Annotated in this window: 23 protein-coding genes; 8 read left to right on the top strand and 15 right to left on the bottom strand. The window is 69.9% G+C overall.

Going from position 1 to position 25,817, the window contains the following annotated elements:
- Positions 1-36: 36 nt before the first annotated feature.
- Entirely contained in the window at positions 37-1,065 is a 1,029-nt protein-coding gene (gene nadA / locus ABB33_RS01600; protein ID WP_056930900.1) for a quinolinate synthase NadA, read from the top strand.
- The gene (locus tag ABB33_RS01595; protein ID WP_056930899.1) at positions 1,062-2,480 is read left to right on the top strand and encodes an L-aspartate oxidase; all 1,419 of its coding nucleotides are present in this window, start codon (positions 1,062-1,064) and stop codon (positions 2,478-2,480) included. Before nadA ends, ABB33_RS01595 begins: the two co-directional genes overlap by 4 nt.
- Before the next feature lie 213 nt (positions 2,481-2,693).
- On the opposite strand, the gene ABB33_RS01590 is transcribed toward ABB33_RS01595, so the two are convergent.
- Both ABB33_RS01590 and ubiU read right to left on the bottom strand, forming a co-directional pair.
- Positions 2,694-3,566, bottom strand: coding sequence for a U32 family peptidase (locus ABB33_RS01590; protein WP_056930898.1), 873 nt, complete (start codon positions 3,564-3,566; stop codon positions 2,694-2,696).
- A gap of 10 nt (positions 3,567-3,576) precedes the next feature.
- Positions 3,577-4,575, bottom strand: a complete 999-nt coding sequence (gene ubiU / locus ABB33_RS01585; RefSeq protein WP_054662808.1) for a ubiquinone anaerobic biosynthesis protein UbiU — start codon at positions 4,573-4,575, stop codon at positions 3,577-3,579.
- Between the two features lie 172 nt (positions 4,576-4,747).
- Between ubiU and ABB33_RS01580 the strand changes: the two genes are divergently transcribed.
- Positions 4,748-5,227, top strand: a complete 480-nt coding sequence (locus ABB33_RS01580; protein ID WP_056930897.1) for a hypothetical protein — start codon at positions 4,748-4,750, stop codon at positions 5,225-5,227.
- On the opposite strand, the gene ABB33_RS01575 is transcribed toward ABB33_RS01580, so the two are convergent.
- Positions 5,228-6,694: a UbiD family decarboxylase gene (locus ABB33_RS01575; protein WP_054668574.1), complete on the bottom strand. Its 1,467-nt coding sequence runs from the start codon at positions 6,692-6,694 to the stop codon at positions 5,228-5,230. It lies immediately after the preceding gene.
- A gap of 99 nt (positions 6,695-6,793) precedes the next feature.
- Positions 6,794-7,759 carry a helix-turn-helix transcriptional regulator gene (locus ABB33_RS01570; RefSeq protein WP_054662802.1) on the bottom strand — a complete coding sequence of 322 codons (966 nt, stop codon included), beginning with the start codon at positions 7,757-7,759 and terminating at the stop codon, positions 6,794-6,796.
- Between the two features lie 161 nt (positions 7,760-7,920).
- On the opposite strand from ABB33_RS01570, the gene ABB33_RS01565 reads away from it, so the two are divergent.
- Positions 7,921-8,697: a DUF481 domain-containing protein gene (locus ABB33_RS01565; RefSeq protein ID WP_054662799.1), complete on the top strand. Its 777-nt coding sequence runs from the start codon at positions 7,921-7,923 to the stop codon at positions 8,695-8,697.
- 78 nt (positions 8,698-8,775) lie between these two features.
- Here the strand turns inward: ABB33_RS01565 and hemC are convergent, their stop codons facing one another.
- The 5 genes from hemC to ABB33_RS01540 form a co-directional block, all read right to left on the bottom strand.
- A complete protein-coding gene (hemC, locus tag ABB33_RS01560) occupies positions 8,776-9,684 on the bottom strand; it encodes a hydroxymethylbilane synthase (RefSeq protein ID WP_054662796.1) in 909 nt (302 codons plus the stop codon).
- 22 nt (positions 9,685-9,706) lie between these two features.
- Positions 9,707-10,432: a LytR/AlgR family response regulator transcription factor gene (locus ABB33_RS01555; protein ID WP_056930896.1), complete on the bottom strand. Its 726-nt coding sequence runs from the start codon at positions 10,430-10,432 to the stop codon at positions 9,707-9,709.
- A gap of 95 nt (positions 10,433-10,527) precedes the next feature.
- Positions 10,528-11,193 (bottom strand): alpha/beta hydrolase, encoded by a 666-nt coding sequence (locus ABB33_RS01550; protein WP_056930895.1) that lies wholly within the window; start codon positions 11,191-11,193, stop codon positions 10,528-10,530.
- A gap of 956 nt (positions 11,194-12,149) precedes the next feature.
- Positions 12,150-14,060: a glucans biosynthesis glucosyltransferase MdoH gene (mdoH, locus tag ABB33_RS01545; RefSeq protein ID WP_056930915.1), complete on the bottom strand. Its 1,911-nt coding sequence runs from the start codon at positions 14,058-14,060 to the stop codon at positions 12,150-12,152.
- A gap of 294 nt (positions 14,061-14,354) precedes the next feature.
- Complete coding sequence (locus ABB33_RS01540; RefSeq protein ID WP_056930894.1) at positions 14,355-14,660, bottom strand: DUF3817 domain-containing protein; 306 nt, start codon at positions 14,658-14,660, stop codon at positions 14,355-14,357.
- A 210-nt stretch (positions 14,661-14,870) separates the two neighbouring features.
- On the opposite strand from ABB33_RS01540, the gene ABB33_RS01535 reads away from it, so the two are divergent.
- The gene (locus ABB33_RS01535; protein ID WP_056930893.1) at positions 14,871-16,940 is read left to right on the top strand and encodes a glycoside hydrolase family 99-like domain-containing protein; all 2,070 of its coding nucleotides are present in this window, start codon (positions 14,871-14,873) and stop codon (positions 16,938-16,940) included.
- 35 nt (positions 16,941-16,975) lie between these two features.
- Here ABB33_RS01535 and ABB33_RS01530 read toward each other — a convergent pair whose 3' ends face one another.
- Together ABB33_RS01530 and ABB33_RS01525 are read right to left on the bottom strand one after the other, a co-directional pair.
- Complete coding sequence (locus ABB33_RS01530) at positions 16,976-17,608, bottom strand: CoA transferase subunit B (RefSeq protein ID WP_056930892.1); 633 nt, start codon at positions 17,606-17,608, stop codon at positions 16,976-16,978.
- 1 nt (position 17,609) lies between these two features.
- A complete protein-coding gene (locus tag ABB33_RS01525) occupies positions 17,610-18,344 on the bottom strand; it encodes a CoA transferase subunit A (RefSeq protein ID WP_054662778.1) in 735 nt (244 codons plus the stop codon).
- 146 nt (positions 18,345-18,490) lie between these two features.
- On the opposite strand from ABB33_RS01525, the gene ABB33_RS01520 reads away from it, so the two are divergent.
- On the top strand, positions 18,491-19,837 hold the full coding sequence (locus ABB33_RS01520; protein WP_056930891.1) for a phosphohexomutase domain-containing protein: 1,347 nt from the start codon (positions 18,491-18,493) through the stop codon (positions 19,835-19,837).
- Between the two features lie 9 nt (positions 19,838-19,846).
- A complete protein-coding gene (locus tag ABB33_RS01515; RefSeq protein ID WP_056930890.1) occupies positions 19,847-21,250 on the top strand; it encodes a mannose-1-phosphate guanylyltransferase/mannose-6-phosphate isomerase in 1,404 nt (467 codons plus the stop codon).
- Positions 21,251-21,319: 69 nt separating this feature from the next.
- On the opposite strand, the gene rfbD is transcribed toward ABB33_RS01515, so the two are convergent.
- From rfbD to rfbB, 4 genes are read right to left on the bottom strand one after another with little or no spacing between them, the layout of a single operon-like run.
- Positions 21,320-22,219, bottom strand: a complete 900-nt coding sequence (gene rfbD, locus ABB33_RS01510) for a dTDP-4-dehydrorhamnose reductase (protein WP_056930889.1) — start codon at positions 22,217-22,219, stop codon at positions 21,320-21,322.
- Positions 22,216-22,773 carry a dTDP-4-dehydrorhamnose 3,5-epimerase gene (rfbC, locus tag ABB33_RS01505; protein ID WP_056930888.1) on the bottom strand — a complete coding sequence of 186 codons (558 nt, stop codon included), beginning with the start codon at positions 22,771-22,773 and terminating at the stop codon, positions 22,216-22,218. The genes rfbD and rfbC overlap by 4 nt, the downstream gene beginning before the upstream one ends.
- A complete protein-coding gene (gene rfbA / locus ABB33_RS01500) occupies positions 22,770-23,657 on the bottom strand; it encodes a glucose-1-phosphate thymidylyltransferase RfbA (protein ID WP_054662763.1) in 888 nt (295 codons plus the stop codon). Before rfbA ends, rfbC begins: the two co-directional genes overlap by 4 nt.
- 13 nt (positions 23,658-23,670) lie before the next feature.
- A complete protein-coding gene (gene rfbB, locus ABB33_RS01495; protein ID WP_056930887.1) occupies positions 23,671-24,726 on the bottom strand; it encodes a dTDP-glucose 4,6-dehydratase in 1,056 nt (351 codons plus the stop codon).
- 301 nt (positions 24,727-25,027) lie between these two features.
- Here rfbB and ABB33_RS01490 point away from each other — a divergent pair, with 301 nt between their 5' ends.
- Positions 25,028-25,774: an electron transfer flavoprotein subunit beta/FixA family protein gene (locus tag ABB33_RS01490; protein ID WP_056930886.1), complete on the top strand. Its 747-nt coding sequence runs from the start codon at positions 25,028-25,030 to the stop codon at positions 25,772-25,774.
- The last annotated feature ends 43 nt before the right edge of the window (positions 25,775-25,817 follow it).

The following is a 25,817-nucleotide window of genomic DNA, read 5'->3' as shown; positions in this document are numbered from 1 at the left end:
ACCGCGCGGGAGCCCTCCCTCCCATCCCGGTACCGCATGAACGCCTCCACCACGCCCGCCTGGCACCCCGAGCTCGAAGTGCGCTACGCACCGCTGGTCGACACCCTGGAACGGCTGATCCCGTGCCTGGAGGTTCCGCTGCACCTGCCCTGGATCGACGCCATCGGCGAACTCAAGCGCCAGCGCGGCGCGGTGATCATGGCGCACAGTTACCAGTCGCCCGAGATCTTCCACGGCGTGGCCGACGTCACCGGCGATTCGCTGGCGCTGGCGCAGGCGGCGGCCGACTGCGACAGCGGGCTGATCGTGCTGTGCGGCGTCCACTTCATGGCCGAAAGCGCCAAGATCCTGGCCCCGGGCAAGACCGTGCTGATCCCCGACCCGGACGCCGGCTGCTCGCTGGCCGCCTCGATCACCGCCGACGACGTGCGCGCCCTGCGCGCGCAGCATCCGGGCATACCGGTGGTGAGCTACGTCAACACCAGCGCGGCGGTGAAGGCCGAATCCGACGCCTGCTGCACCTCGGCCAACGCGGCGCAGGTGGTCGAAGCCATTGCCGCCGAGTTCGGCACCGGCAAGGTGATCTTCCTGCCCGACCGCTACCTCGGCGCCTGGGTCGCACAGCAGACCGGTGTCGAACTGGTGCTGTGGAACGGCCAGTGCGAGGTGCACGAGAAGTTCACCGCGATCGAAGCCCGGCACACCCGCGAGCGCTTCGACGCGAAGATCGTGGCGCACCCGGAATGCCCGCCGGACGTGCTGGCCGAAGCCGATTTCGTCGGCTCGACCAGCGCGATGGGACGCTGGCTGGCGCAGGAAAAGCCGGCGCGGGTGGCGATGATCACCGAGTGCTCGATGGCCGACAACCTGCGCAACCAGTTCCCGCAGGTCGAGTTCATCAAGCCCTGCAACCTGTGCCCGCACATGAAGCGGATCACCCTGCCCAACATCCATGCCTGCCTGCGCGAGCTGCGCCACGAGGTCATGGTGCCGGACGACATCGCCCGGCGCGCGCGCACGGCACTGCAGCGCATGTTGGCGGTGGGCCGTCGCGACGCGGTGTGAACGCGCCCATCCTCATCGTCGGCGGGGGCATCGCCGGGCTGGCGACGGCGCTGGCCGCCGCGCCAACGCCGGTACTGCTGCTCACCCGTGCGCGTGAAGGCAATGATGTGGCCAGCACGCTGGCGCAGGGCGGCATCGCCGCGCCGGTCGGCGATGGCGACACCGCACAGGCCCATGCGCACGACACCTGCGTGGCCGGCAGCCAGCACAACGACCTTGCCGCGGTCGAGCGGCTGACCGGCGACGCGGTGGCCGCGGTCGAATGGCTGCAGCACCAGGGCGTCGCCTTCGACCGCGACCCCGGGGGTGCGCTGCAGCTCGGCCGCGAGGGTGGCCATGACCGCGCGCGCATCGTCCATGCAGGCGGCGATGCCACCGGCGCGAAAGTGATGCAGGCCCTGGTCACGGCCGCGCGCCGCGCGCCGCACATCCATCGCTGCGCGGGCCTGGATGTCACCGGCCTGCTGCTGCGCGATGGCCACGCCTGTGGCGTCCATGCGCTCGATGCCTTTAGCCATGCCGAGCGGATCCACGGGTGCGCGGTGGTGCTCGCCACCGGCGGCATCGGCGGGCTGTTCGCCCGGACCAGCAACCCGGCCGATGCCGACGGCAACGGGCTGGCGCTGGCCCTGGCCGCGGGCGCCGCGCTGCGCGACCTGGAGTTCGTGCAGTTCCATCCCACCGCGCTTGCCGTGCCCGGGCTGCACAGCCTGCCGCTGGTCACCGAGGCGCTGCGCGGCGCCGGCGCGCGGCTGCTCGACGCCGAAGGCCGGCCATTGATGGACGGCGTGCATCCGCTGGCCGATCTGGCGCCGCGCGATGTCGTCGCGCGGCAGGTCTGGCAGGCCTGCCGCGAGGGCGGCGCATGGCTGGATGCGCGCGGCATCGGCACGACTTTTCCCGCGCGCTTCCCCACGGTGTTCGCAGCCTGCATGCAGCACGACATCGACCCGCGCCTGCAGCCGATCCCGGTAACGCCGGCCGCGCATTTCCACATGGGCGGCATCGCCGTCGATACCGATGGCCGCAGCTCGCTGCCCGGCCTGTACGCGGTGGGCGAAGCAGCCTGCAACGGCGTGCACGGGGCCAACCGCCTGGCCAGCAACTCCCTGCTGGAAGGCGTGGTCTTCGGCCGCAGGCTGGGGACGCTGCTGGGTGCACTGCCGGGCACCGGCGCAAGGCACGGCGGATGCACGCTGGTGCGGCGCGGCCCATCGCTCGATGCCATACGCATTGCCGGCCTGCGCGAAACGATGATGCAGGCCATGGGGCCGGTGCGCAGCGGCAAGGCCCTGCAGGCCGCCCTGCGCCAGTACCAGGCAGCGGACGGGTGGCAGGGCGAACTGGCGCGCACGCTGCTGGCGGCGGCGCTGCGCCGCACGCAGAGCCTGGGCGCGCACTTCCTGGCCGACTGAACCCGTCGCGGCATGCCGGCTGCCCATGGCTGGCGGCAGCGGGACCGAACCACGCATGCAGTGGCGGCCGGGTTGGCTGACGCGACCATCGCGCCCCCGCATTCCAGATCCGCGCGCACTCATGGCCGGAACACTGCCCATTCAGGCCGGTAGGCGCGGCCTGTGGGCCGCATTTCCGCACCGCGGTGCGGCAACGCGACCGCGGGTGCCCGCTCAGGCCTGCATGCGCATGCCCGGCTCGCCGTGCCAGTAGCCGTTGCGCTGGCCCAGCCGCGGCGGCACCGTCGCACTGGTGCGTGCCTCGTCGAAATGCCGCACCACCGCTTCCATGCCTTCGGCCTGCGGATACAGGCGCAGGATGTCCACGCCCAGCGTGCGCAGCTCCGGCAGTTCGGGCCCAAGGTCGGTGGTTTCCTCGCCCTGCACCGAGATGCCGTTGATGCGCAGGAACGGACGGCCCTCGCGGGTGGCCAGCGGCATGCCGTCGGGATGGTCGATGCAGCGGAAGCCGCACTGGTCCTTGGGCACGTCCAGCGCGCGCGCGGTGAAGCAGCGCGCCGAGTACGACAGCGGCAACCGGCCCCAGGCGGTCACTTCCAGTTCCGGCATCGCGCCGCCGGCGGCGACGAAGGCCTGCTTGAGTTCGCCGATCAGCGTGCGCCCCTGCTCGACGCCGGGCACCCAGCGGCGCATGCCGTCCTCGGCCAGCATCGCCAGCGCGCGATGGTTGTAGACGTTGAGCGAAGGCCCGGCCACGAACGGCCGGCCCTTCTCCCGGCACAGTTGCACCGCGGACAGGTCGTTGGCCTCTATCCAGAAGCCGCCGTGCGACACCTGGCGGTCAAGCACGCCCAGTTCCGACTCGGCCTCGATCAGCGCCAGCGTCGACAGCACGATCTGCTTGCCGGAAGCGGCCAGCTCCTCGGCGAGCGCCAGCCAGTCGGCAGTGCGCAGTTCGCGGCGTTTGCTGCACACGGTCTCGCCCAGGTAGACCACGTCCAGCGGCCAGTGGATCGCCTCGCGATAGAACGCCAGCGTGCGCTCGCGCGGCCAGAAGTACTGCAGCGGGCCAAGGCTGATCTTCATCGTCGCTCCTTCAATGCCAGGCGCGGTGGTACGGGCCGAGCGTGGTCTGGTGGCCTTCGGCGTGGCGCGCCAGTTCGGCCTGCCACTCGGGCCGTGCCTGCCAGTGCGCGGGATCGGCGGCGAGCTGGTCGATGGCCCTGCGCCAGGTGCGCGTGACCGAACCGACGTAGGCCACGCCACGCTGGCGGCCCTCGATCTTCAGTGCGGCCACGCCGATCTGCTTGAGCCGCGGAAGCAGCTCCATGGTGTTGAGGCTGGTCGGCTCTTCCAGTGCATGGAAAACCTCGTCGCCGACCTCGAAGCGGCCCTTGCACACGGTCGGGTAGCCGGCCGGCTCGTCCGGCTTGAACGCGTCGATCAGCACGTCGTTGAGGCGCACGCTGCGGCTGCCGTCGGTGTGCTCGTCCCAGCGCACGAATTTGGCCGGGGAACACACGCCATGGCGGTTCGGCGAGGCACCGGTAACGTAGCTGGACAGCTGGCAGCGGCCTTCGACCATGATGCACAGGCTGCCGAAGGCGAACACCTCCAGTGCGACCGGCGACCTTTCGCACAGGCGTTCGACCTGCTGGATGGACAACACCCGCGGCAATACCGCGCGGCTGATGCCGAAGCGCTCGTACGCATAGCGCAGCGCCGGCGCAGTGGTGGCCGAGCCCTGCACCGACAGATGGCGCGGCAGCCGCGGGTGCGTGCGCATGGCGTAATCAAGCACCGCCATCTCCGCAGCGATGATGGCGTCGGCGCCAAGCGCGGCGGCCTTGTCCACGGCCGCGTACCAGTCGCCCAGGCGCGCGCTGTCGGGATAGGTGTTCAATGCCAGGTAGACGGATGCGCCGTGCGCATGCGCATAGCGGATGCCGGCACGCAGTTCGTCGTCCGAGAAGTTCAGGCCGGGGAATGCACGTGCATTGGTCTGGTCGCGGAAGCCCGCGTACACCGCGTTGGCCCCGGCATCCACCGCCGCCTGCAGGGCCGGCAGGTTGCCGGCGGGACATACCAGTTGCATGCGGAGGCTCCGGCCCGGGGGAGCCGGCATGATCCTGCGGGCAGCCACATGCGTCCTTGACGTGGGTCAAGCGCCGCGCCCGCACGCCGTTGACGTGGATCATGGGCACCGGCGCGCCTGCATGTGATGCTGCGGCACGGATGGGCATGGGCCCATCGTTCCGGAGAACACCATGTTACGCACGACCCTGCTTTGCGCCCCGCTGCTCATCCTCGCGGGCGCGCTTTCCTCCGCGACCGCCGCCGCACAGTCAGCCCACGAGGGGCATGCCGCGCATGCGCCGACCACCGCGACGGCGACGGCACCCGCGCAGCGCTGGGCCAGCGACGCGCCGCTGCGCGAGGGCATGCGTTCCATCCGCGTGGCGGTGCAGGCGCTGGAGCACTACGAGCACGGCCACATGGGCATCGCCCAGGCGAGCAGCACGGTGGCGCTGATCGATACCGCGGTCAACGACATCTTCGCCAACTGCAGGCTCGAGCCCGAAGCCGACGTGGCACTGCATGGCCTGCTGGCACGGTTCCTGGCCGGTGCCGAGGCGGTGCGCACGTCGCAGCAGGTGCCGGTGGCGGAGATCGCCGCCATGCGCGCGGCGCTGGCACGCTACCCGCAGCTGTTCGACGACCCGGCATGGGATGCCGCCACCGACTGATCAGTGCGCGATCACCGCGCGCCACAGCGCGTCGACGCGGCGCTCCACCTCCGGGTCGGGCTGGATCGGCCGGCTCCAGGTGCGGGAGGTTTCCGCCGGCCATTTGTGGGTGGCATCCAGTCCCAGCTTGGACCCCAGGTTCGGGGTCGGGCTGGAGAAGTCCAGGTAATCGATGGGCGTGTTCTCCACCAGCATGCTGTCGCGCGCCGGGTCCACCCGCGTCGAGATCGCCCAGATCACCTGCGACCAGTCGCGCACGTCGATGTCGTCGTCGGTGACGATCACGAACTTGGTGTAGGTGAACTGGCGCAGGTAGGACCAGATGCCCATCATGATCCGCCGCGCGTGGCCCGCGTACTGCTTGCGGATGCTCACCACCGCGATCCGGTACGAACATGCCTCAGGTGGCAGGTAGAAATCCACGATCTCGGGGAACACCTTGCGCAGGATCGGCACGAACACGTCGTTCAGCGCCATCGACAGCACCGAGGGCTCGTCGTACGGGGCGCGCCCCATGTAGCTGCCGTGGTAGATCGCGCCGGTGCGCATGCGCATGCGTTCGACGGTGAGCACCGGGAAGGTGTCCTGCGCGTTGTAGTAGCCGGTGTGGTCGCCGAACGGACCTTCCAGCGCGGTGTCACCGGGGTGGATGAAGCCCTCCAGCAGGATCTCCGCGCCGGCCGGTGCGTCCAGCCCGGTCAGGGCGCTGCGCCACAGCCGGGTGCGCGATGCACGCAGCAGCCCCGCGAACTCGTATTCGGACAGCGTGTCGGGTACCGGCGCCACCGCGGCCAGCAGGGTCGCCGGGTCGGCGCCGATCGCCACCAGCACCGGGAACGGCCTGCCCGGGTGCGCGGCCTGCCAGTCGGCGAAGTCCAGCGCGCCACCGCGGTGCGGCAGCCAGCGCATGATCACCCGGTTGCGGCCGATCACCTGCTGGCGGTAGATGGCCACGTTCTGCCGTGGCTGGCGGGTGCCGCGGGTGACCACCAGGCCGAAGGTGATCAGCTTGCCCGCGTCCTGCGGCCAGCAGCGCTGCACCGGCAGCACGCCCAGATCGACGTCCTCGCCGCTGCGCACGTCCGCGTCGAACGCGGCCTCGTCCACCCGGCGCGGCGCCACGTGCGCCAGCTGCGCCAGTTCCGGCCAGTGCGCCAGCGCCTGGCGCAGGTTGCCGGGCCAGCGCGGCTCCTTGACCGCGGCCAGCAGTTCGCCGAGTTCGCGCAGCGAGGCCAGCGGGCGCCCGGCCAGGGCCAGCTCGATCCGGCGGCTGTGCCCGAACAGGTTGCCCAGCAGCGGGTGCGCCGAGCCGGTTGCCGGCATCAGCAGCGCCGGCCCCTGCGCCCGCAGCGCGCGCAGGCACAGCGCGGTGCTTTCCAGTTCCGGATCCACCGGCACGGCGAGTTCGCGCAGCTGGCCGCAGGCACCCAGGTGCTGCAGGAAACCGCGCAGATCGTGGAAGGCCATGCGGCGGCTCCGGGCCATCGGGGACACCGATTCTGGCGACGCGGCCGGCATCGCCCCATGACCTGGGTCAAGCGCGCCGCCTTTGCGGCGCGGGCCGGGTCAGTCGTAGTTGCTCAGCGCCAGCGACAGCAGCGCCTTGGCCTGCTCGCGCAGCGACTGCGGCTCGACGATCTCGGCGTCCGAGCCGTAATGCAGCACATCCATCAGCAGTTCCCGCGACACGCTGTACGGCACCTTCAGCTCATAGCGGCCGTCGGCCAGGAAGCGGCCCTGCTGCCTGGAGTGCCAGTGCTCGTCGGCCACCCAGCGCGCCGCCTTGGCGCTGAACACGATGGTCGCCCAGCCCTTGGGCGCGCCGGAGAAGATGCCGTAGCCGGCGCCCAGCTGCGCGTCCAGTTCGCTGTCATCGATGTCGCGCGCGGCCTGGTCGATCACCCGCGCCTTGTGGATGCGGTCCACGGCGAAGCTGCGCAGCGCCTCGCGACCATGGTCCCAGGCATCCAGGTACCAGTTGTCGCGGTAATGGGTGATGCGCTGCGGCGAGACCGTGCGCCGGGTGACCTCGTCGGTGGAACGCGCCCGGTAATCGAAGGACAGCTGGCGGCGCTCGAGCACGCCCGAAGCCACCGTGCGGAAGCTGGCCTCGTCGAGCTTGCGGCCGCGATGCGGGATCACCCGCACCCGCTCCACCGGCCACGTCGACGCACCGGCCTGGGCCGCCAGCAGGCTTTCGATGCGCTGCTGCAGCGGTGCCAGCACCGAGGACAGCACGCCGCCGCCGGTGCGTGCCAGCAGGTGCTGGGACGCCAGCAGCGCATGCAGCTCCTCCGAGCTCAGCCACAGCCCGGGCAGCTCGAAACGGTCGCTTTCCCCGCTCTGGTAGCGGAAACCCGCCTCGCCGTCGCCCTCCACCGGCGCCATCAGGGCGTCGCGCAGGAAGGCCAGGTCGCGGTAGACCGTGGCCCGTGAACAGCCCAGTTCCTCCTGCAGGCGCGCCACCGTGATCGGGTAGCGCGCGGACTTGAGCAGGCGATGCAGTGCGTTGATGCGTTCATAGCGGTCCATGGCCCGATTATGTCCGACTCGGAGGTGAATGGCGCGCGGCGGGCATGGCGCCAGGCTTAACCGTGGGCCAAGCGCCGCCCGGCGGGCGCAGCGGGCGCGGCGGGGTCATCCGGTATCATGAAAACGGTTCCCGTTCCCGCCTTCTCCCTGGAGACTTCCCGATGTCCCTGCGTGTTTCCCTGCTCCTGCCGCTGCTGTTGTGCGCCCCGATGGCGTGGGCGGACGATGCTTCCGACCCTGCCGCGATGACCTCGCCCTGGAGCGGCAGCGGCGGCGAGCTCGGGTTCGCCTCGGCGCGTGGCAACAGCTCCACCGAAAGCCTCAATGGCCGCCTCAAGCTGCGCTACACCGACGACGACTGGGTGCACAGCATGGACCTGTTCGGCCTGCGCTCCAGCGCCGAGTACAAGCAGACCGACGACAACGGCAACACCTACCGCGAGCGCCAGACCACCGCCAACCGCTATACCGCGGGCGCCGGCAGCGCCCTGCAGCTGGGCGAACACCGCCAGCTGACCGCCACGGTGCGCTACGAAAGCGATGATTTCGCGACCTACGACCGCCAGGGCAGCTTCGGTCTCGGCTACGGTACCCGGCTGATCGACGGCGAGCGCCTGGTGCTGGACACCCAGATCGGCCCCGGCGTGCGCCGCTCGCACAACTCCGAGACCGACGAGAACCGCACCGGGCTGATCGGCCGCGGCCTGTTCGACCTGAAGTTCGGCCTCACCGACAACACCGACCTGGTGAACACCCTGCTGGTCGAATCCGGCTCGTACAACACCTTCGCGCAGAACGATTTCGGCGTCTCGGTGGCGATGAACCGCCATTTCGCGCTCAAGGCCGGCTGGCAGGCCCGCTACAACAGCGACGTGGCCGAGGACAAGCGCAAGACCGACACCCTGGCCACGATGAACGTGGTCTACAGCTTCAAGTAAGCGAGCACGACGCGGGGGTGGCCCGGGCCGGCGGCTGACCGCCGGCGGCGGGCCGCCGTTCCCGCCGGCGCCGCGGTCTCAGCGCAGCAGTTCGCCGGCGCCGCCGTCCAGCAGCTGGCGCGCGACATCCCGGCCCAGCGCTTCCGGATCATTGCCCGGGCCCTGGGCCTGCGCGCGCACCGCGCGCCCGTCGGCGACACCGCCGACCAGCCCCTGCAGCCACAGGTCCTCGCCGCGCCATTGCGCCAGCCCGGCCACCGGCACGTGGCAGCTTCCGTCCAGCGCGCGGTTCATCGCCCGCTCGGCCTCCACGCAGGCGCGGGTACCGGCATGGTCCAGCACCGCCAGCAGCGCGATCACGTCGGCCGCATCGGCGCGGCATTCCACCGCCACCGCTGCCTGCGCCGGCGCCGGCAGCCACTGCGGTGCGCGCAGGCGGTCGCGGATCCGCGTACCCAGCTCCAGGCGCTCGAGCCCGGCGCAGGCCAGGATGATGGCGTCGTAATCGCCGGCGTCGAGCTTGGCCAGGCGGGTATTGACGTTGCCGCGCAGGTCGCGCGCCTGCAGGTCCGGGCGCAGCGCGCGCAACTGCGCCTGGCGGCGCAACGACGAGGTGCCCACCACCGCGCCGTGCGGCAGCGCGTCCAGGGTGGCATGGCGGTTGGAAACGAAGGCATCGGCCGGATCGGCGCGTTCCAGGATCGCCGGCAGCGCGAACGGCGCATCCAGTTCCATCGGCACGTCCTTGAGCGAGTGCACCGCGCAGTCGGCCTCCCCGCGCAGCATCGCCAGTTCCAGCTCCTTGAGGAACAGGCCCTTGCCACCGATGGCGGCCAGCGAGCGGTCCAGGACCTCGTCGCCGCGCGTGCTCATCGGCACCAGTTCGACCGACAGGCCCGGGTGCGCCTGGCGCAGGCGGGCGGCGACGTGTTCGCTCTGCCACAGGGCGAGCGGGCTCTTGCGGGTGGCGATGCGCAGCATGTTCATGGCGCCATTATCGGCGCAGGACTCACGTGCCGGCCAGTTCCGCCTTCAACGCCGCCACGCAGCGGCGGCTGACCTCCAGCGGCTGCGCCACCCCGCGCAGCACCGCCTGCACCTGCCCGGCCGCGGTCCGCCGCAGTTCCTGTAGGCGTTCACGCGAGACCAGGCAATTGCGGTGGATGCGCACGAAGCGGGTGCCGAACTCCTCCTCCAGCGAGCGCAGCGATTCCTCGATCAGGTCCTCGCCGTGCACATGGTGGACCACCACGTACTTCTCCTCGGCCTGCAGGTAGAACACGTCCTCCAGCGGGATCACCCGCAGGTTGCCGCGCAGCCGCGCGCACAGCACCCGGCGTCCGCCCGCGGCGGGGGCCGCCCCCCCGACCCGTCCGGCCAGGAAGGTACGGGCCCGCTCCAGCGCGGCCGCCAGCCGTTCGGCACGCACCGGCTTCATCAGGTAATCGATGGCCGCCGCCTCGAACGCCGACAGCGCATGCGACTCGTAGGCGGTGCAGAACACCACCGCCGGGCGCGGTTCGAGCCGCGCCAGGTGCCGCGCCACGTCCAGGCCGTCGATGCCCGGCATGGCGATGTCCAGCAGCACCACGTCCGGCTGCGCGCGCGCGCAGGCTTGGAGCGTCGCCTGGCCATCGCCGGCCTCGGCCACCACCGCCACGTCACCGTGCGCGGACAACAGCATGCGCAGGCGTTCGCGCGCCAGCGGCTCGTCATCGGCAATGAGTACCTTCATCGCCACTCCCCTGCCCTGCATTGCTCCCCGGATGACGCATGTTAGCCAACCCCGGCACGCTCCGGCAGCCACCACCCGCCCCGCCAGCCACGGATTCAGCCCGCTGCGAAGCGCGCCTGCAGCCAGTCGCCAAGGGCCTGGATTTCCTCGGCGCAGACCTGGTGCGCCATCGCATAGCGGTGCCATTCCACCCCGAACCCCAGTTTCCGGAGCACCTGCAGGCTGTGCTCGGCGACCTGTACCGGGATCACCGGGTCACCGCTGCCGTGGGCCATGAATACCGGCTGCGCGGTGGCGCCTGCTGCCAGCTGCGCGGCGGCGGCATCCACTTCCGGCAGGTAGGTGGACAGCGCGACCAGCCCGGCCAGCGGCGACTGCTGCCGCAGGCCGGTGGACAGGGTGATGGCGCCGCCCTGCGAAAAGCCGGCCAGCAGGATGCGTTCGCGCGGCGTGCCACGGGCCTGTTCGCGGGCGATCAACGCCTCCACCTGGGCCACGGATTCGGCCACGCCGCTGGCGTCGGCACGGCTGCGGAAGTCCAGGCTGACGATGTCGTACCACGCGCGCATCGGCATGCCGTTGTTGATGCTGACCGGACGCTTGGGCGCATGCGGGAACACGAAGCGGATCGCCGGCCAGTGCGGCCGCACCAGCTCCGGCACGATCGGCGCGAAGTCATGGCCATCGGCACCCAGCCCGTGCAGCCAGATCACCGACCATTCCGGCGCCGCGCCGGTTTCCTGTTCCACTGTTTCCAGCATTGCATGCGACTCCAAGGGACCGGGACGCATTATGCCTGCGCAGGCAGGCGGCCAAGCCATTGCGGTTGCGGTTGCGGTTGCGGTTGCTCCCAGCTTTTGACTCCCTCTGGCCGTAGAGCGAGCCGAGCACCGCAGCGGGCCGAGGGGTAAAGAGGCGCGCGTGTCTGAGCGAAGCGAGTTGTGCGCCGCCCCCTCGGCACGCGAGGCGCGCAGGGGACCGATGCGGCGCAGCCGCATCGGCTTGCGGCCCGGCCCCTGCTTTCTCTTGGTTACTTCTCTTTGCACGAGCAAAGAGAAGTAACTTGCTCCTGCGAAGCAGGGGCGAAAGCTCTGCTTTCAAGCCTTTCCCATGGCCTTGCCCGTTTTTGGCTAGCTGGTTCTCCTCCTGCACCTCCTCTTGCTTCTGAACCTCAAGGAATCGAGGTCGACAAAAGCAGGATCAAAGGCTTTCGCTCCCCTTCGAGGAGCGAGCCATCTTTCTTTGCTCGTGCAAAGAAACGTGGCCCAAAGAGGCGCTTTTCAACAGCCGAATGGCGAGTCAACACGCCCCTGCCTCCGCGCCCTCCGTGCCTGCGGCACTCCGGGTCCACTCCGCCGCCGGGATTTTTCGACGAGACATCCCTGTCTCATCGAAAAACGGCGTGCCCGCCCGCTTCGCTGCCGAGTCCGGGGCAGGCGCCGTGCGGCGCCCGCCCGTCCGGCGGGGCGAAGCAGTGCTTCGCCTATTTCCGCCGAACCCATGCACGCCGCCCTTCGGGTTACTCCCGCCGGCTCCGTCGCTACAGAAGGGGACCCGGAAATCAAAAGCGCAGAAGCAAAAGCACGAGCAACCGCGAAAGCGAAAGCGAAGGCGAAGGCGAAGGCGAAGGCATCTTCACCCCTCGAACCGTTTCACACCCGATCCGTTCTGCAGCCGAAACCAGAAGCCGGTCGTCAGCAGAACGGGGACCGCCCTGCTACTCCACGGAAAGCGGCGTCTGCATCGCCGCCGCACGCAGTTCCGCCGCACGCACCAGCACCGGCGGCGGCGCACTCTCCTCGGGAATGGACAGCAACCGGTGCCGGCGCAGCCAGTCGCCGATCTTGCGCGAGGAGGTCAGCCCCACCACCGGCACCGCCAGCACCATGCCGATCACTACCGGCGCCATCCACGCCGCCAGCGACGGCGACACGGCGTAGGCCATCGCCCCCATCACCAAGCCGAACACGCTCAGCCCGCCGTAGCTGCGCAGCAAGGCGATCCATGACACCCGGCCGTCGTCGCGCTGCTGCGCGTCCCAGCCCGAGTCCTTGCCGGCCAGCACCTCGGCCACGCCGCGCGACTGTACGTACATCACCACCGGCGCCATCAGTGCCGCCAGCAGCGTTTCCAGCAGCATCGAGACGAAAGCGCGCAGCGCGCCGCCGCAGCCCTGCCGCTCGCTGCGCGCGCTGAGCATGGCCACGTAGCCCATCGCCTTGGGCGCCAGCAGCACGCCCATGGTGACCGCGAACACCCACAGCACGCCCTGCTGGTCCAGCCCGCGCCAGTAGTGCGCCGGCGACAACCGCAGGTGCAGCTCCTCGGCCAGGTCGATGCCACCATGGATCAGCGGGATCGCCATGCCGATCAGCATCAGCATCGCCCACATCGGTGCGGTGAAGTAGTGGCCGATGCCGACCAGCATGTGCACCCGGCTGATCCAGTGCAGGCCGGCGGCGGTGACCACCTTGGAGTGCTGCAGGTTGCCCTGGCACCAGCGGCGGTCGCGGATGAGCAGGTCGGTCAGCGTCGGCGGCCCTTCCTCGTAGCTGCCCTGGAGGTAGGGCACCATGTGCGCCGCCCAGCCGCCACGGCGCATCAGCGCGGCCTCGACGAAATCGTGGCTGAGCACGTGCCCGCCGAACGGCTTGCGCCCGGGCAGCTCCGGCAACCCGGCCTGTTCGGCGAAGGCGCGGGTACGGATCACCGCATTGTGGCCCCAGTAGTTGCTCTCGGCGCCGTGCCACCAGGCCACGCCGTAGGCCATCACCGGGCCATAGACGCGGCCACCGAACTGCTGCATGCGCGCGAACGCGGTACGCCCGCCGACCACCGCCGGCAGCGACTGGATCAGGCCGACGTCGGGGTGTTTTTCCATGGCCGAGGCCAGACGCACGATCACTTCGCCGGTCATCAGGCTGTCCGCGTCCAGGATCAGCATCTGCGGATAGGCGCCGCCGAAGCGGCGTACCCAGTCGGCGATGTTGCCGGCCTTGCGCCCGGCGTTGTCGGCGCGGCGCCGGTAGAACAATCGGCCACGGCCGCCGGTGGTCTCGACCAGGCGCGCGAACACCTGCTCCTCGGCGCGGCCGATGGCATCGCGGGTGGTATCGCTGAGCACGAAGAAATCGAAACGGTCGAGCTGGCCGGTGGCCGCCACCGATTCGTAGATGGCCTGCAGCCCGGCCATCATCCGCCGCGGATCCTCGTTGTAGGTGGGCATCAGCAGCGCGGTGCGGCTGTGCAGCGTGGGCAGCGGCGCGTCCGGGTGGATGCCCAGCTTGCGCCGTCCGCGCAGCAGCGCCTGCAGGCCGGCCAGGCTGCTGACGAAGGAAAATGCGATCCAGGCGAACAACAGCACGAACAGGGCCAGCAGGCAGGCTTCGAGCACGTTGATGCCGCCGTTGGCCAGGACCCGCGCCATCATCCACGTCGCCACCGCGGTCATTGCCGCGGTGCTGCCGAACACGTACAGGCGGCGCAGCACGATGTTCGGCGGCGACGTGTCCTGCCGCCGCCCGTGCAGGCGCCCCTCGCGCAGCGACTGCACGGGCATGGGCAGCGGGCTTTCCGGCGGCAGTACGGCGATGCCGGCATCGCGCGCGGCAACGGGTGTACCGGTCATGGAATCCACCGCGCGCCGGGCCGCGCCGGGCAACAGGCAGGCGCCGCCGCCGGCAGGCGGGCGGAAACGGCGGCAACAGGGGGTGCGTGGTGCACGGGGCTCTCCGGGGGGCAGACAGGCGCCAAAGCTAGAAGATCGAACCTAAACAGGCTGCGAACATGCCCGGTGCCGGCGGCCGGTCGCGCCCGCCGGGACACTGGGGCCCGGGGCCCGGCCCGCGGACCCGGCATCATCGTAGTGGCCGCCGCGCCCTTGGGCCACACCGCCGCGGGTCGGCCAGGCCCTGCGCCCGGCTCAGCGCAGCGGCGACAGCAGCCCGCGACGCCGGAACCACCACTCCAGCGGCACCGTGACCAGCGGCGGCACCGCCGCCAGCAGGGCCAGCAGCAGCGCCCACGACGGCCAGCGCTGGCGCACCCCGACGTACACGCTGGCGACCACGTAGAACAGGAACGCCAGCCCGTGCAGGCGCCCGAACAGCCATACGCCCAGCTCGGTCGTCTGCGTGCCGTACTTGAGCAGCATGCCGACCAGCAACCCGGCCCAGGTCGCGCCCTCGACCAGGGCGGCGACGGCGAACAGCTTTCCAGCGGCGGACATCGGGTTTGCAGGCATCAGCACATCGTCATCGAACGGAAGGACGCGGATTGTAGGCGATGTGCCGATGGCAGCGGCTGGAGGGTGCGCCGGAGTGGCGTGGCGGCGGGCCGGTGGCGCATTGGCCTAGAATCCCCGATGGCGGTGGTGAAGGCAGGCGCTGCGTCCCCACACCACCGCGCCCCGTTCCCGTCGCCGGCGATGCCTCGATCGATGCCTTTCCCTTCCCTGCACCAGGCGCTTCACCAGCTGCTGCGACAGGCGTTCCGCGCCCTTCCGATCTCCGACGCCCGCCGCGACAGGTGGCGCAACCGCCTGCTGGAGCGTTTTGGCGGGCTGTTGCCGCCGCCGCCACGCGGGCATGCGCCGGAAGCGGGAGCCTCGCCACGCATCATCCGGCCCATGCACCGCGCCGATGAGCCGGCGATCGGCCATGTACCCTACTCTAGGGCGGCCCTGCCCAGCCCGCTGCCGGCCACGCTGGTGGCGTTCTACCTGCCGCAGTTCCATGCGTTCGCCGAGAACGACGCCTGGTGGGGCAAAGGGTTCACCGAGTGGCGCAACGTCACCCGGGCACTGCCGCAGTTCGAAGGCCATGCGCAGCCGCGGCTGCCGGCGGACCTGGGCTTCTACGACCTGCGCAACCCGCAGGTGATGCGCGACCAGGCGCGCCTGGCCGCGGAGTACGGCATTGGCGCGTTCTGCTTCTACTACTACTGGTTCAGCGGCCGCACCCTGATGGAGGATCCGCTGCGGCAATGGCTGGCCGACGACGACATCGACCTGCCGTTCTGCCTGTGCTGGGCCAACGAGAACTGGACCCGGCGCTGGGACGGGCGCGACGGCGAGATCCTGATAGGACAGCAGCACAGCGCCGCGGACGACCTGGCCTTCATCGCCCACGTCGCCCCCTACCTGCGCGACCGCCGCGCGCTGAAGGTCGACGGCCGGCCGATGCTGCTGGTCTACCGCCCGCACCTGCTGCCCGACCCGCGCGCCACCGCGCAGCGCTGGCGCCAGTGGTGCCGCGACAACGGCATCGGCGAGCTGCACCTGGCCTATGTGCAGGGCTTCGAACGCCCCGATCCGCGCGAGATCGGCTTCGACGCAGCGGTCGAGTTCCCGCCGAACATGAGCAACCCACGCTCACTGGCCGCCGAACAGTGGCTGATCAACCCGGACTTCGCCGGCGACGTGCGCGACTGGCGCGAGCTCGCACGCGAGGCGGCGGCACGGCCGCTGCCCGCCTATACGCTGTATCCCGGGGTGAACCCCGGCTGGGACAACGAGCCGCGGCGCCCGGGCGCGGGACGCATCTTCGTGCATGCCTCGCCGCGCGGTTACCGCGACTGGCTGCGCACGACCGTGCACGAGCGCCTGGCCACGGTGCCCACCGAGCGGCGCCTGGTGTTCGTCAACGCATGGAACGAATGGGCCGAAGGGGCGGTGCTGGAACCCGATGCGCGGCTGGGCCACGCCTGGCTGGAGGCCACGCGGCAGGCGCTGGCGCCATGCGACGCCCCGCGGGCCGGCACCCGCCCGTGCGCGGTCATCCATGCCTGGTACCCGGACGTCTTCGACGCGTTGCTGCAGGCCCTGCAATCCAGTGGCCTGAGCTGGCGGGTCGTGGCCACCACGCCGCCGGAGCGGAAGGGCGAGATCGAACGCATCGCGCGCGCGCGCGGCATGCAGGTGGAGGTGCACGCCTTCGCCAACCGCGGCCGCGACATCCTGCCGTTCCTGCACGTCGCCGGGCGCCTGCTCGACGAGGGCGAGGACGTGGTGCTCAAGCTGCATACCAAGCGCTCCACGCACCGCCAGGACGGCGAGCAGTGGCGCAACGAGCTGATCGGGCGCCTGCTGGCGCCGGACAGGGCGGCGGCCATCGTGCGTGCGTTCGGCGAGCAGCCCGGCCTCGGGCTGGTCGCACCGGAAGGCCATGTGCAGCCACTGCATTTCTACTGGGGCGCCAACCAGGGCAACGTGCGCGCCCTGCTCGGCCGCCTGGGCATTGCGCAGCCTGACCTCGAGCGCGACACGTTCATTGCCGGCAGCATGTTCTGGGTACGCCTTCCGGCACTGCGCCCGCTGCTAGACGGTCACCTGCAGCCATCGCAGTTCGAGGCCGAGGCCGCGCAGGTGGACGGCACGCTGGCGCACGCGATCGAGCGGATCTTCACCCTGGCCGCGCGCGATGCGGGCTTCCGCCAGGCCACGGCCGCCGAACTGCTCGGCCTGCCCGTGGATGCGGCGGCGCCCTACGCCTACGCCCGCCGCCACTGAGCAGGCGGGGCCACGTGGTGGCCCCGCGGCATGGTTCAGGCGTGCGCGAACGGCACGCCGGTGCGGGCCTTCAGCTCTTCCATGTCCACCCCGGGAGCGGCTTCGACCAAGGCGAGCCCGGCATCGGTGACGTCGAACACCGCCAGGTCGGTGATGATGCGGTCGACCACGCCCACGCCGGTCAGCGGCAGCGTGCATTCGGGCAGGATCTTGTGCTCGCCGTTCTTGGCGGTGTGCTCCATCAGCACCACCACGCGCTGCACGCCGGCCACCAGGTCCATTGCGCCGCCCATGCCCTTGACCATCTTGCCGGGCACCATCCAGTTGGCCAGGTCGCCCTTGGCGGTGACCTGCATGGCGCCGAGGATGGCCAGGTCGATATGGCCGCCGCGGATCATCGCGAACGAATCGTGGCTGCCGAAGTAGCTGGCGCCGGCGCGGGCCGTCACGGTCTGCTTGCCGGCGTTGATCAGGTCGGCGTCGACTTCGGCTTCGGTCGGGAACGGGCCGATGCCCAGCAGGCCGTTCTCCGACTGCAGCCACACGTCCATGCCCTCGGGAATGTGGTTGGCCACCAGCGTCGGCAGGCCGATGCCCAGGTTCACGTACGCGCCGTCGGTCAGTTCGCGCGCGGCGCGCTGCGCCATCTCGTCACGGGTCCAGGCCATTTCAGTTCTCCTCCTGACGCACGGTGCGCTGTTCGATGCGCTTCTCCGGCGTGGCGTTCAACACGATGCGGTCGACGTAGATGCCCGGCAGGTGCACCTGGTCCGGGTCGATCGCGCCCACCGGCACGATCTCCTCCACTTCGACCACGCAGACCCTGCCGGCCATGGCGCAGGCCGGATTGAAGTTGCGCGCGGTCTTGCGGAACACCAGGTTTCCGGCCGCGTCGGCCTTCCACGCCTTGACCAGCGAGACATCGGCCTTGAGCGCGGTCTCCATCACGTAGTGCTTGCCGTCGAACTCGCGGGTTTCCTTGCCCTCGGCCACCACGGTGCCGTAGCCGGTGGCAGTGAAGAACGCCGGGATGCCCGCGCCGCCGGCGCGCAGGCGCTCGGCCAGGGTGCCCTGCGGGTTGAACTCCAGCTCGAGCTCACCGGCCAGGAACTGCCGCTCGAACTCCTTGTTCTCGCCCACGTAGGACGAAATCATCTTGCGGATCTGGCGGGTTTCCAGCAGCTGGCCGAGGCCGAAGCCGTCGACGCCGGCGTTGTTGGAGATCACGGTCAGGCCGGTCACGCCGGAATCGCGCAGCGCCGCGATCAGCGCCTCGGGAATTCCGCACAGGCCGAAGCCACCGACCGCCAGGGTCTGGCCGTCGGCGACCACGCCGTCCAGCGCCAGGGCCGCGCTGGCCACCACCTTGCCGCGCCGCCCGTCCAGGGTTGAAGGATCGCTCATCGCATCATGCCCACAGTCATAAGGATGGCGGCATTCTAGCCCCAGTCCAGCGGCGGCCCTCTTGGACCTTCGTCCAGCCGCGAACGGCCCGCTAACCGCCAAGCGACTAAACTGGGCGCCTTTCCACGCTTCGACAGGTTGCCCGCATGCCATTACCCGCGTTCAAGGCCTACGACATCCGCGGCCGCGTGCCCGAGGAACTCAACGAGGACCTCGCGCGCAGGATCGGCAAGGCCTTGTCGGCCCGGCTCGAAGACGGTCCGGTGGTGCTGGGCCACGACGTGCGCCTGACCAGCCCGGGCCTGCAGGACGCGCTGGCCGCCGGACTGCGCGGCGAGGGCCGCGAGGTGATCGACATCGGCCTGTGCGGCACCGAGGAGGTCTATTTCCAGACCGACCACCTGGGCGCGGCTGGCGGGGTGATGGTCACTGCCAGCCACAACCCGATGGACTACAACGGCATGAAGCTGGTCAAGGCGCAGGCGCGGCCGATCAGCTCGGATACCGGCCTGTTCGCCATTTCCGACGCGGTGGCAGCCGATGCCGCACCGGCGCAGGCGCCACGCGCCGGGCAGGTGCAACGGCACGACAAGAGCGCCTACATCGCGCACCTGCTGTCCTATGTGGACGTGGCCACGCTGCGGCCGCTGAAGCTGGTGGTCAATGCCGGCAACGGCGGCGCCGGCGCCATCATCGACCTGCTTGCCCCGCACCTGCCGCTGGAATTCGTGCGCATCTGCCACGAACCCGATGGCAGCTTCCCCAACGGCATCCCCAATCCGCTGCTGCCGGAGAACCGCGCCGCCACCGCCGACGCGGTGCGCGCGCATGGCGCCGATTTCGGCATTGCCTGGGACGGCGACTTCGACCGCTGCTTCTTCTTCGACCACAACGGCCGCTTCATCGAGGGTTACTACCTGGTCGGCCTGCTCGCCAAGGCGATCCTGGCGCGCAATCCCGGCGGCAGGGTCGTGCATGATCCGCGCCTGGTCTGGAACACCGTGGAAATGGTGGAGGCCGCCGGCGGCGTGCCGGTGCTGTGCAAGAGCGGCCACGCCTTCATCAAGGAGAAGATGCGCGCGGAGAACGCCGTCTACGGCGGCGAAATGAGTGCGCACCACTATTTCCGCGCGTTCGCCTATGCCGATTCGGGCATGATTCCATGGCTGCTGATCGCGCAGCTGGTTTCCACCAGCGGCCAGTCGCTGGCCGAACTGGTCGAGGACCGCATGGCCGCCTATCCCTGCAGCGGCGAGATCAACTTCAAGGTGGCAGACGCCAAGGCCTCGGTCGAGCGGGTGATGCGCCACTTCGCCCCGCTGGCGCCGGCGCTGGACCACACCGATGGCGTCAGCGCCGATTTCGGCGACTGGCGCTTCAACCTGCGCAGTTCCAACACCGAGCCGCTGCTGCGGCTCAATGTCGAGACGCGCGGCGATGCGGCGCTGCTGCAGGCGCGTACCGACGAGATATCCACCCTGCTTTCGGCCTGAGGCTTCAACATGAGCAACATCACGCCCGTCATCCTGTCCGGCGGCTCCGGCACCCGCTTGTGGCCGCTCTCGCGCGAGACCTACCCCAAACAGTTCCTGCCACTGACCGGCACGCAGACCATGCTGCAGGCGACCTGGCACCGGGTCGCGGCCGTCGCGGCGCGCGGCCCGCTGGTGATCGCCAACGAGGCGCACCGCTTCGTCGCCGCCGAGCAGCTGCAGCAGGTCGGCGCGGAGCCGCAGGCGATCATCCTCGAGCCGATGGGGCGCAATACCGCGCCGGCCATCGCGGTAGCCGCACTGGAAGCCAGCCGCCAGGGCGAGGACCCGCTGCTGCTGGTGTTGCCGTCGGACCACGTGATCACCGACGAGGCTGGTTTCCATGCCGCCGTGCGCCAGGCGGCGACCGCGGCCGATGCCGGCAAGCTGGTGACGTTCGGCATCGTCCCGACCGGCCCGGAGACCGGCTACGGCTACATCAAGGCCGCACCCGGCAGCGGCGCCCGCCCGGTCGAGCGCTTCGTCGAGAAGCCCGACCTGGATACCGCCACCGCGTATGTCGCCAGCGGCCAGTACCTGTGGAACAGCGGCATGTTCCTGTTCCGCGCATCGCGCTACCTGGAGGAACTGGCCCGGTTCAACCCGGCCATGCTCGAACGCAGCCGTAGCGCCTGGGAAAGCGCCCGCCGTGATGCCGACTTCACCCGGCTCGACGCCGAGACGTTCGCCGCGGTGCCGTCGGATTCGATCGACTATGCAGTGATGGAGAAGACCGCCGATGCGGTGGTGGTGGCGCTGGACGCCGGCTGGAGCGATGTCGGCTCCTGGACCGCGCTGCGCGACGTCTCCCCGCGCGATGGCGATGGCAACGCCCACCACGGCGATGTGATCGCCATCGACTGCCGCAACACATACGCCTACGGCGAACGGCTGGTCGCGCTGGTGGGACTGGATGACGTGATCGTGGTCGAGACCGATGACGCGGTGCTGGTCGGCAGGGCCGACCGCATGCAGGAGGTCAAGGACGTCGTCGCGCGACTGAAGGCCGAGGGCCGCAGCGAGGCCGCCTGGCACCGCAAGGTCTACCGCCCGTGGGGCGCCTACGACTCCATCGACAACGGCGAGCGCTTCCAGGTCAAGCGCATCACGGTCAAGCCCGGCGGCACCCTGAGCCTGCAGATGCACCACCACCGCGCCGAGCACTGGGTGGTTGTCAGCGGCACCGCCGAGGTCACCCGCGGCGACGAGGTGTTGCTGCTCAGCGAGAACCAGAGTACCTACATCCCGCTGGGGGTGACGCACCGGCTGCGCAACCCCGGCAAGCTGCCGCTGGAGCTGATCGAGGTCCAGTCCGGCAGCTACCTGGGCGAGGACGACATCGTGCGCTTCGAGGATACCTACGGGCGCAGCTGAGGTGCCCTGGCGCAGACAGGAGGCCCGGCCACTGGCCGGGCTTCATGTCTGTACTCGACGCGACCCAGGTCAGGTCACAGCGATTTCCGCCATCACCCGCTTCAGGCCATCCTGCCAGGCCGGCAGTACGATGCCGAAGTCCTGCTGCAGCCGGCGGTTGTCCAGCACCGACCACGCCGGACGCCTGGCCGGCGTCGGATAGTCCGAACTGGCGATGGCATCCACCACCGGCGTCTTCGCCAGCACCCCGGTAGCCTGCGCCTCGGCGAAGATCGCCTCGGCGAAACCGTGCCAGCTGGTCTGCCCCGATGCGGTCAGGTGCCAGGTGCCGGACAGGCCGCCCGGGTGCCGCAGCGCCTGCGCGGTGACGTCGGCGATCAGCCCCGCCGGGGTCGGCGTGCCGATCTGGTCGGCGACCACGCGCAGCTGGTCGCGCTCGGCGCCCAGGCGCAGCATGGTGCGCAGGAAATTGCCGCCATGCGCGGCATACACCCACGCGGTGCGGAAGATCAGGTGGCGTCCGCCGGCGGCGCGCACCGCATCCTCGCCGTCGCGCTTGCTGGTGCCGTAGACGCCCAGCGGCGCGGTCGACGCGTCCTCGCGGTAAGGCGTGCCGCCCTGCCCGTCGAACACGTAGTCGGTGGAATAGTGCACCAGCGGCACGTCATGGGCGGCGCACCAGCGCGCGAGCACACCCGGGGCCTGCGCATTGGCGCGGAACGCGGCCTCCGGCTCCTGCTCGGCACGGTCCACCGCGGTATGGGCCGCGGCATTGATCACGACCGCCGGCTGCAGGCGGTCCAGCAGCGCCGGCAAGCTGTCGGGGCGGTCGAAATCGGCCACCTCACAGACACTGCCGTCGGCCAGCGTGCCGCTGCGGGTGGTGGCGACCACCGTACCCAGCGGCGCCAGCGCGCGCAGCAGCTCCCGGCCGATCTGGCCGTTGCCGCCGAACACCAGCACCGTCATGGCATGTACACCGGCAGCCGCTCCTCGGCGATCTCCGCCAGGAACGGCGCGCTCTCGTCCTTGGCCGACAGCGTCGGCGCGCCGATCGGCCAGTCGACAGCGATGTCGGCATCGTTCCAGCGCACGCCGGCATCGGCTTCCTTGACGTAGACATCGGTGCACAGATAGCTGAACACCGCCCGCTCGGAGAGCACCGCGAAACCGTGCGCAAAGCCTTCGGGGATCCAGAACTGCCGGTGGTTCCCGGCGCTGAGCAGCACCGCTTCCCAGCGCCCGAAGGTCGGCGAGCCGCGGCGGATGTCCACCGCCACGTCATAGACCTCGCCCTCGAGCACGCTGACCAGCTTGCCCTGCGGCCGCGGCCACTGGTAATGCAGGCCCCGCAGCACGCCCTTGACCGAGGTGGAGACGTTGCTCTGCACGAACTTCGTCGTCAGCCCGTGCGCGGCGAAGCGCTCGGCGTTCCAGGTCTCGAAGAACATGCCGCGGGCGTCGCCGAACACCGCCGGCTCGATCACCACGCAGCCGGGCAGCGAGGTTTCGATGACCTTCATGGCACGACCCCGCGCTGCAGCAGTTTCTGCAGGTACTGGCCATAGCCGTTCTTGAGCAGCGGCGCAGCCAGCGCCTCCAGCTCGGCCGCGCCGATCCAGCCCTGCCCGTAGGCGATTTCCTCGGGACAGCAGACCTGCAGGCCCTGGCGGGTCTGGATGGTCTCGATGAAGTTGGATGCCTCGAGCAGCGACTGGTGGGTGCCGGTGTCGAGCCAGGCGTAACCACGCCCCAGCTGCTCCAGGTACAGCGCACCGGCGTCCAGGTAGCACTTGTTCAGGTCGGTGATCTCCAGCTCGCCGCGCGGCGAGGGCCTGAGCCCGGCGGCATGGTCGCTGGCATTGCCGTCATAGAAATACAGCCCGGTGACCGCGTAGTTGGAGCGCGGGTTCTCCGGCTTCTCGACCAGCCCGACGACCTTGCCGTCCTTGTCGAACTCGGCCACGCCGTAGCGCTCCGGGTCATTGACCCAGTAGCCGAACACGGTGGCACCGGTATCGCGCGCGTCGGCGCTGCGCAGCAGCTGGCGCAGGCCATGGCCGTGGAAGATGTTGTCGCCCAGCACCAGGCAGCTCGGCTTGCCGGCGACGAAATCGCGGCCGATCAGGTAGGCCTGCGCCAGCCCGTCGGGGCTCGGCTGCACCGCGTAGCGGATGTCCATGCCCCACTGCGAGCCATCGCCCAGCAACGCCTGGAACAGCGCCTGCTCATGCGGCGTGTTGATGATCAGCACCTCGCGGATGCCAGCCATCATCAATACGCTGAGCGGGTAGTAGATCATCGGCTTGTCGTACACCGGCAGCAGCTGCTTGCTGACGCCCTTGGTGATCGGATACAGCCGCGTGCCGGAACCGCCGGCGAGGATGATGCCTTTGCGTTGGGTCATGTCGTCTCCGGTGTCAGGCAGCGGTGCCGATGCGCTGCAGGCGATAGCTGCCGTCGAGCACGCCGTTGACCCACGCCTGGTTGTCCAGGTACCAGTCCACGGTGAAGGCGATGCCCTGCTCGAAGGTGTAGGCCGGCTCCCAGCCCAACTCGTCCTTCAGCTTGGACGCATCGATCGCATAGCGGCGGTCGTGGCCCGGGCGGTCGGCCACGTAGGTGATCTGGCTGCTGCGCGGCTTGCCGTCCTCGCGCGGGCGGCGGGCATCGAGCAGTGCGCAGATCGCCTGCACCACCTCGATGTTCTGCTTCTCCGAGTTGCCGCCGACGTTGTAGGTCTCGCCCACCCGGCCCTTGGCCAGCACCGTGCGGATCGCTTCGCAGTGGTCGGTGACGAACAGCCAGTCGCGCACCTGCCTGCCATCGCCGTACACCGGCAGCGGCTCGCCGGCCAGCGCCTTGGCGATCACCAGCGGGATGAGCTTTTCGGGGAAGTGGTACGGACCGTAGTTGTTGGAGCAGTTGGTGGTCAGCACCGGCAGCCCGTAGGTGTGGTGGAACGCACGCACCAGGTGGTCCGAGGCGGCCTTGGACGCCGAATACGGCGAGTTCGGCGCATACGGCGTGGTCTCGGTGAACTTGCCGGTCTCGCCCAGCGTGCCGTATACCTCGTCGGTGGACACGTGCAGGAACCTGAACGCCTCGCCCTGTGCGGCCGGCAGCGCCTTCCAGTAGTCGCGCACCGCTTCGAGCAGGCCCAGGGTACCGACCACGTTGGTCTGGATGAAGGCGCCGGGGCCATCGATCGAGCGGTCGACATGGCTCTCGGCGGCGAAGTTCAGCACCGCGTCGGGCCGGTGCTCGGCCAGCAGGCGCTCGACCAGGACACGGTCACCGATGTCGCCCTGGACGAAAACATGGGCCGGGTTGCCTTCCAGGCTCGCCAGTGTGCGCAGGTTGCCTGCATAGGTCAGGGCATCGAGGTTGACGACCTTGATGCCGCGGGCGACCGCCTCCAGCACGAAGTTGCCGCCGATGAAGCCGGCACCGCCGGTCACTAGCCAGGTGGGCACTATTCTTGTCTCCTGTGACGTCCATTTGCCCGGATCTCCGCGATCCGAGGCTTGCTCCAGGCGGCACAGGATACAGGCAGCCCCGCCTCGCCACCTTTGCCGCCACTGAACACCGGGCGACGCATGTACATCCGGACGCAGGCTGGCGATGGTCCGCCAGCGGGGGGACAGGCGCAGTTGCGTGGACGCAGGGCGACCACATCCATACGCATTCGCACGGGACTTCCCCACCCGCTAGAATCGGGCCTTCATCTGTCCGGCACTGGCGCCGGCCCCCTGCAACCGAAGGATCCCGCAGCACATGAAAATCCTCGTCGCGTACAAGCGCGTGGTGGACTACAACGTCCGCATTCAGGTCAAGCCGGATGGTTCCGGCGTGGTCACCGACGGCGTCAAGCTCTCGCCCAACCCGTTCGACGAAATCGCACTGGAAGAAGCCCTGCGCCTGCGCGACAAGGGCATCGCCAGCGAAGTGGTGGTCGCCACCATCGCCCCGGCCGACGCCCAGGCGCACCTGCGCAACGGCCTGGCCATGGGCGCCAACCGCGCCATCCACGTGGTCACCGACCAGGCCATCCAGCCGCTGACCGCCGCCCGCACCCTGCTCAAGCTGGTGGAAAAGGAACAGCCGGACCTGGTCATCCTCGGCAAACAGGCCATCGACGACGATGCCAACCAGACCGGGCAGATGCTGGCCACGCTGTGGGCACGCCCGCAGGCCACGTTCGCCTCCAGGGTCGAGATCGCCGACGGCAAGGCCACGGTCACCCGCGAAGTGGACGCCGGCCTGGAGACGCTGGAAGTGGAACTGCCGGCGGTGATCACCACCGACCTGCGCCTGAACGAACCGCGCTTCATCAAGCTGCCGGACATCATGAAGGCCAAGGCCAAGCCGCTGGAAACCCTGCAGCTGGCCGACCTGGGGGTCGAAGCCGCCGACACCTTCAAGACCACCCACTACGCCGCGCCGGCCAAGCGCAGCAAGGGCGTGATGGTGAAAGACGCCGCCGAACTGGTGGCCGCACTCAGGCAGAAGGGGCTCTTGTGATCACCCCTGATCAGGAGCCCGGCCATACATGGCCGGACTTTCC

The organism is Stenotrophomonas acidaminiphila, assembly GCF_001431595.1.
GTDB lineage: Bacteria > Pseudomonadota > Gammaproteobacteria > Xanthomonadales > Xanthomonadaceae > Stenotrophomonas > Stenotrophomonas acidaminiphila.
Note: the sequence above shows the minus strand (reverse complement) of the source record. Positions and strands in the feature narration are given on the sequence as shown.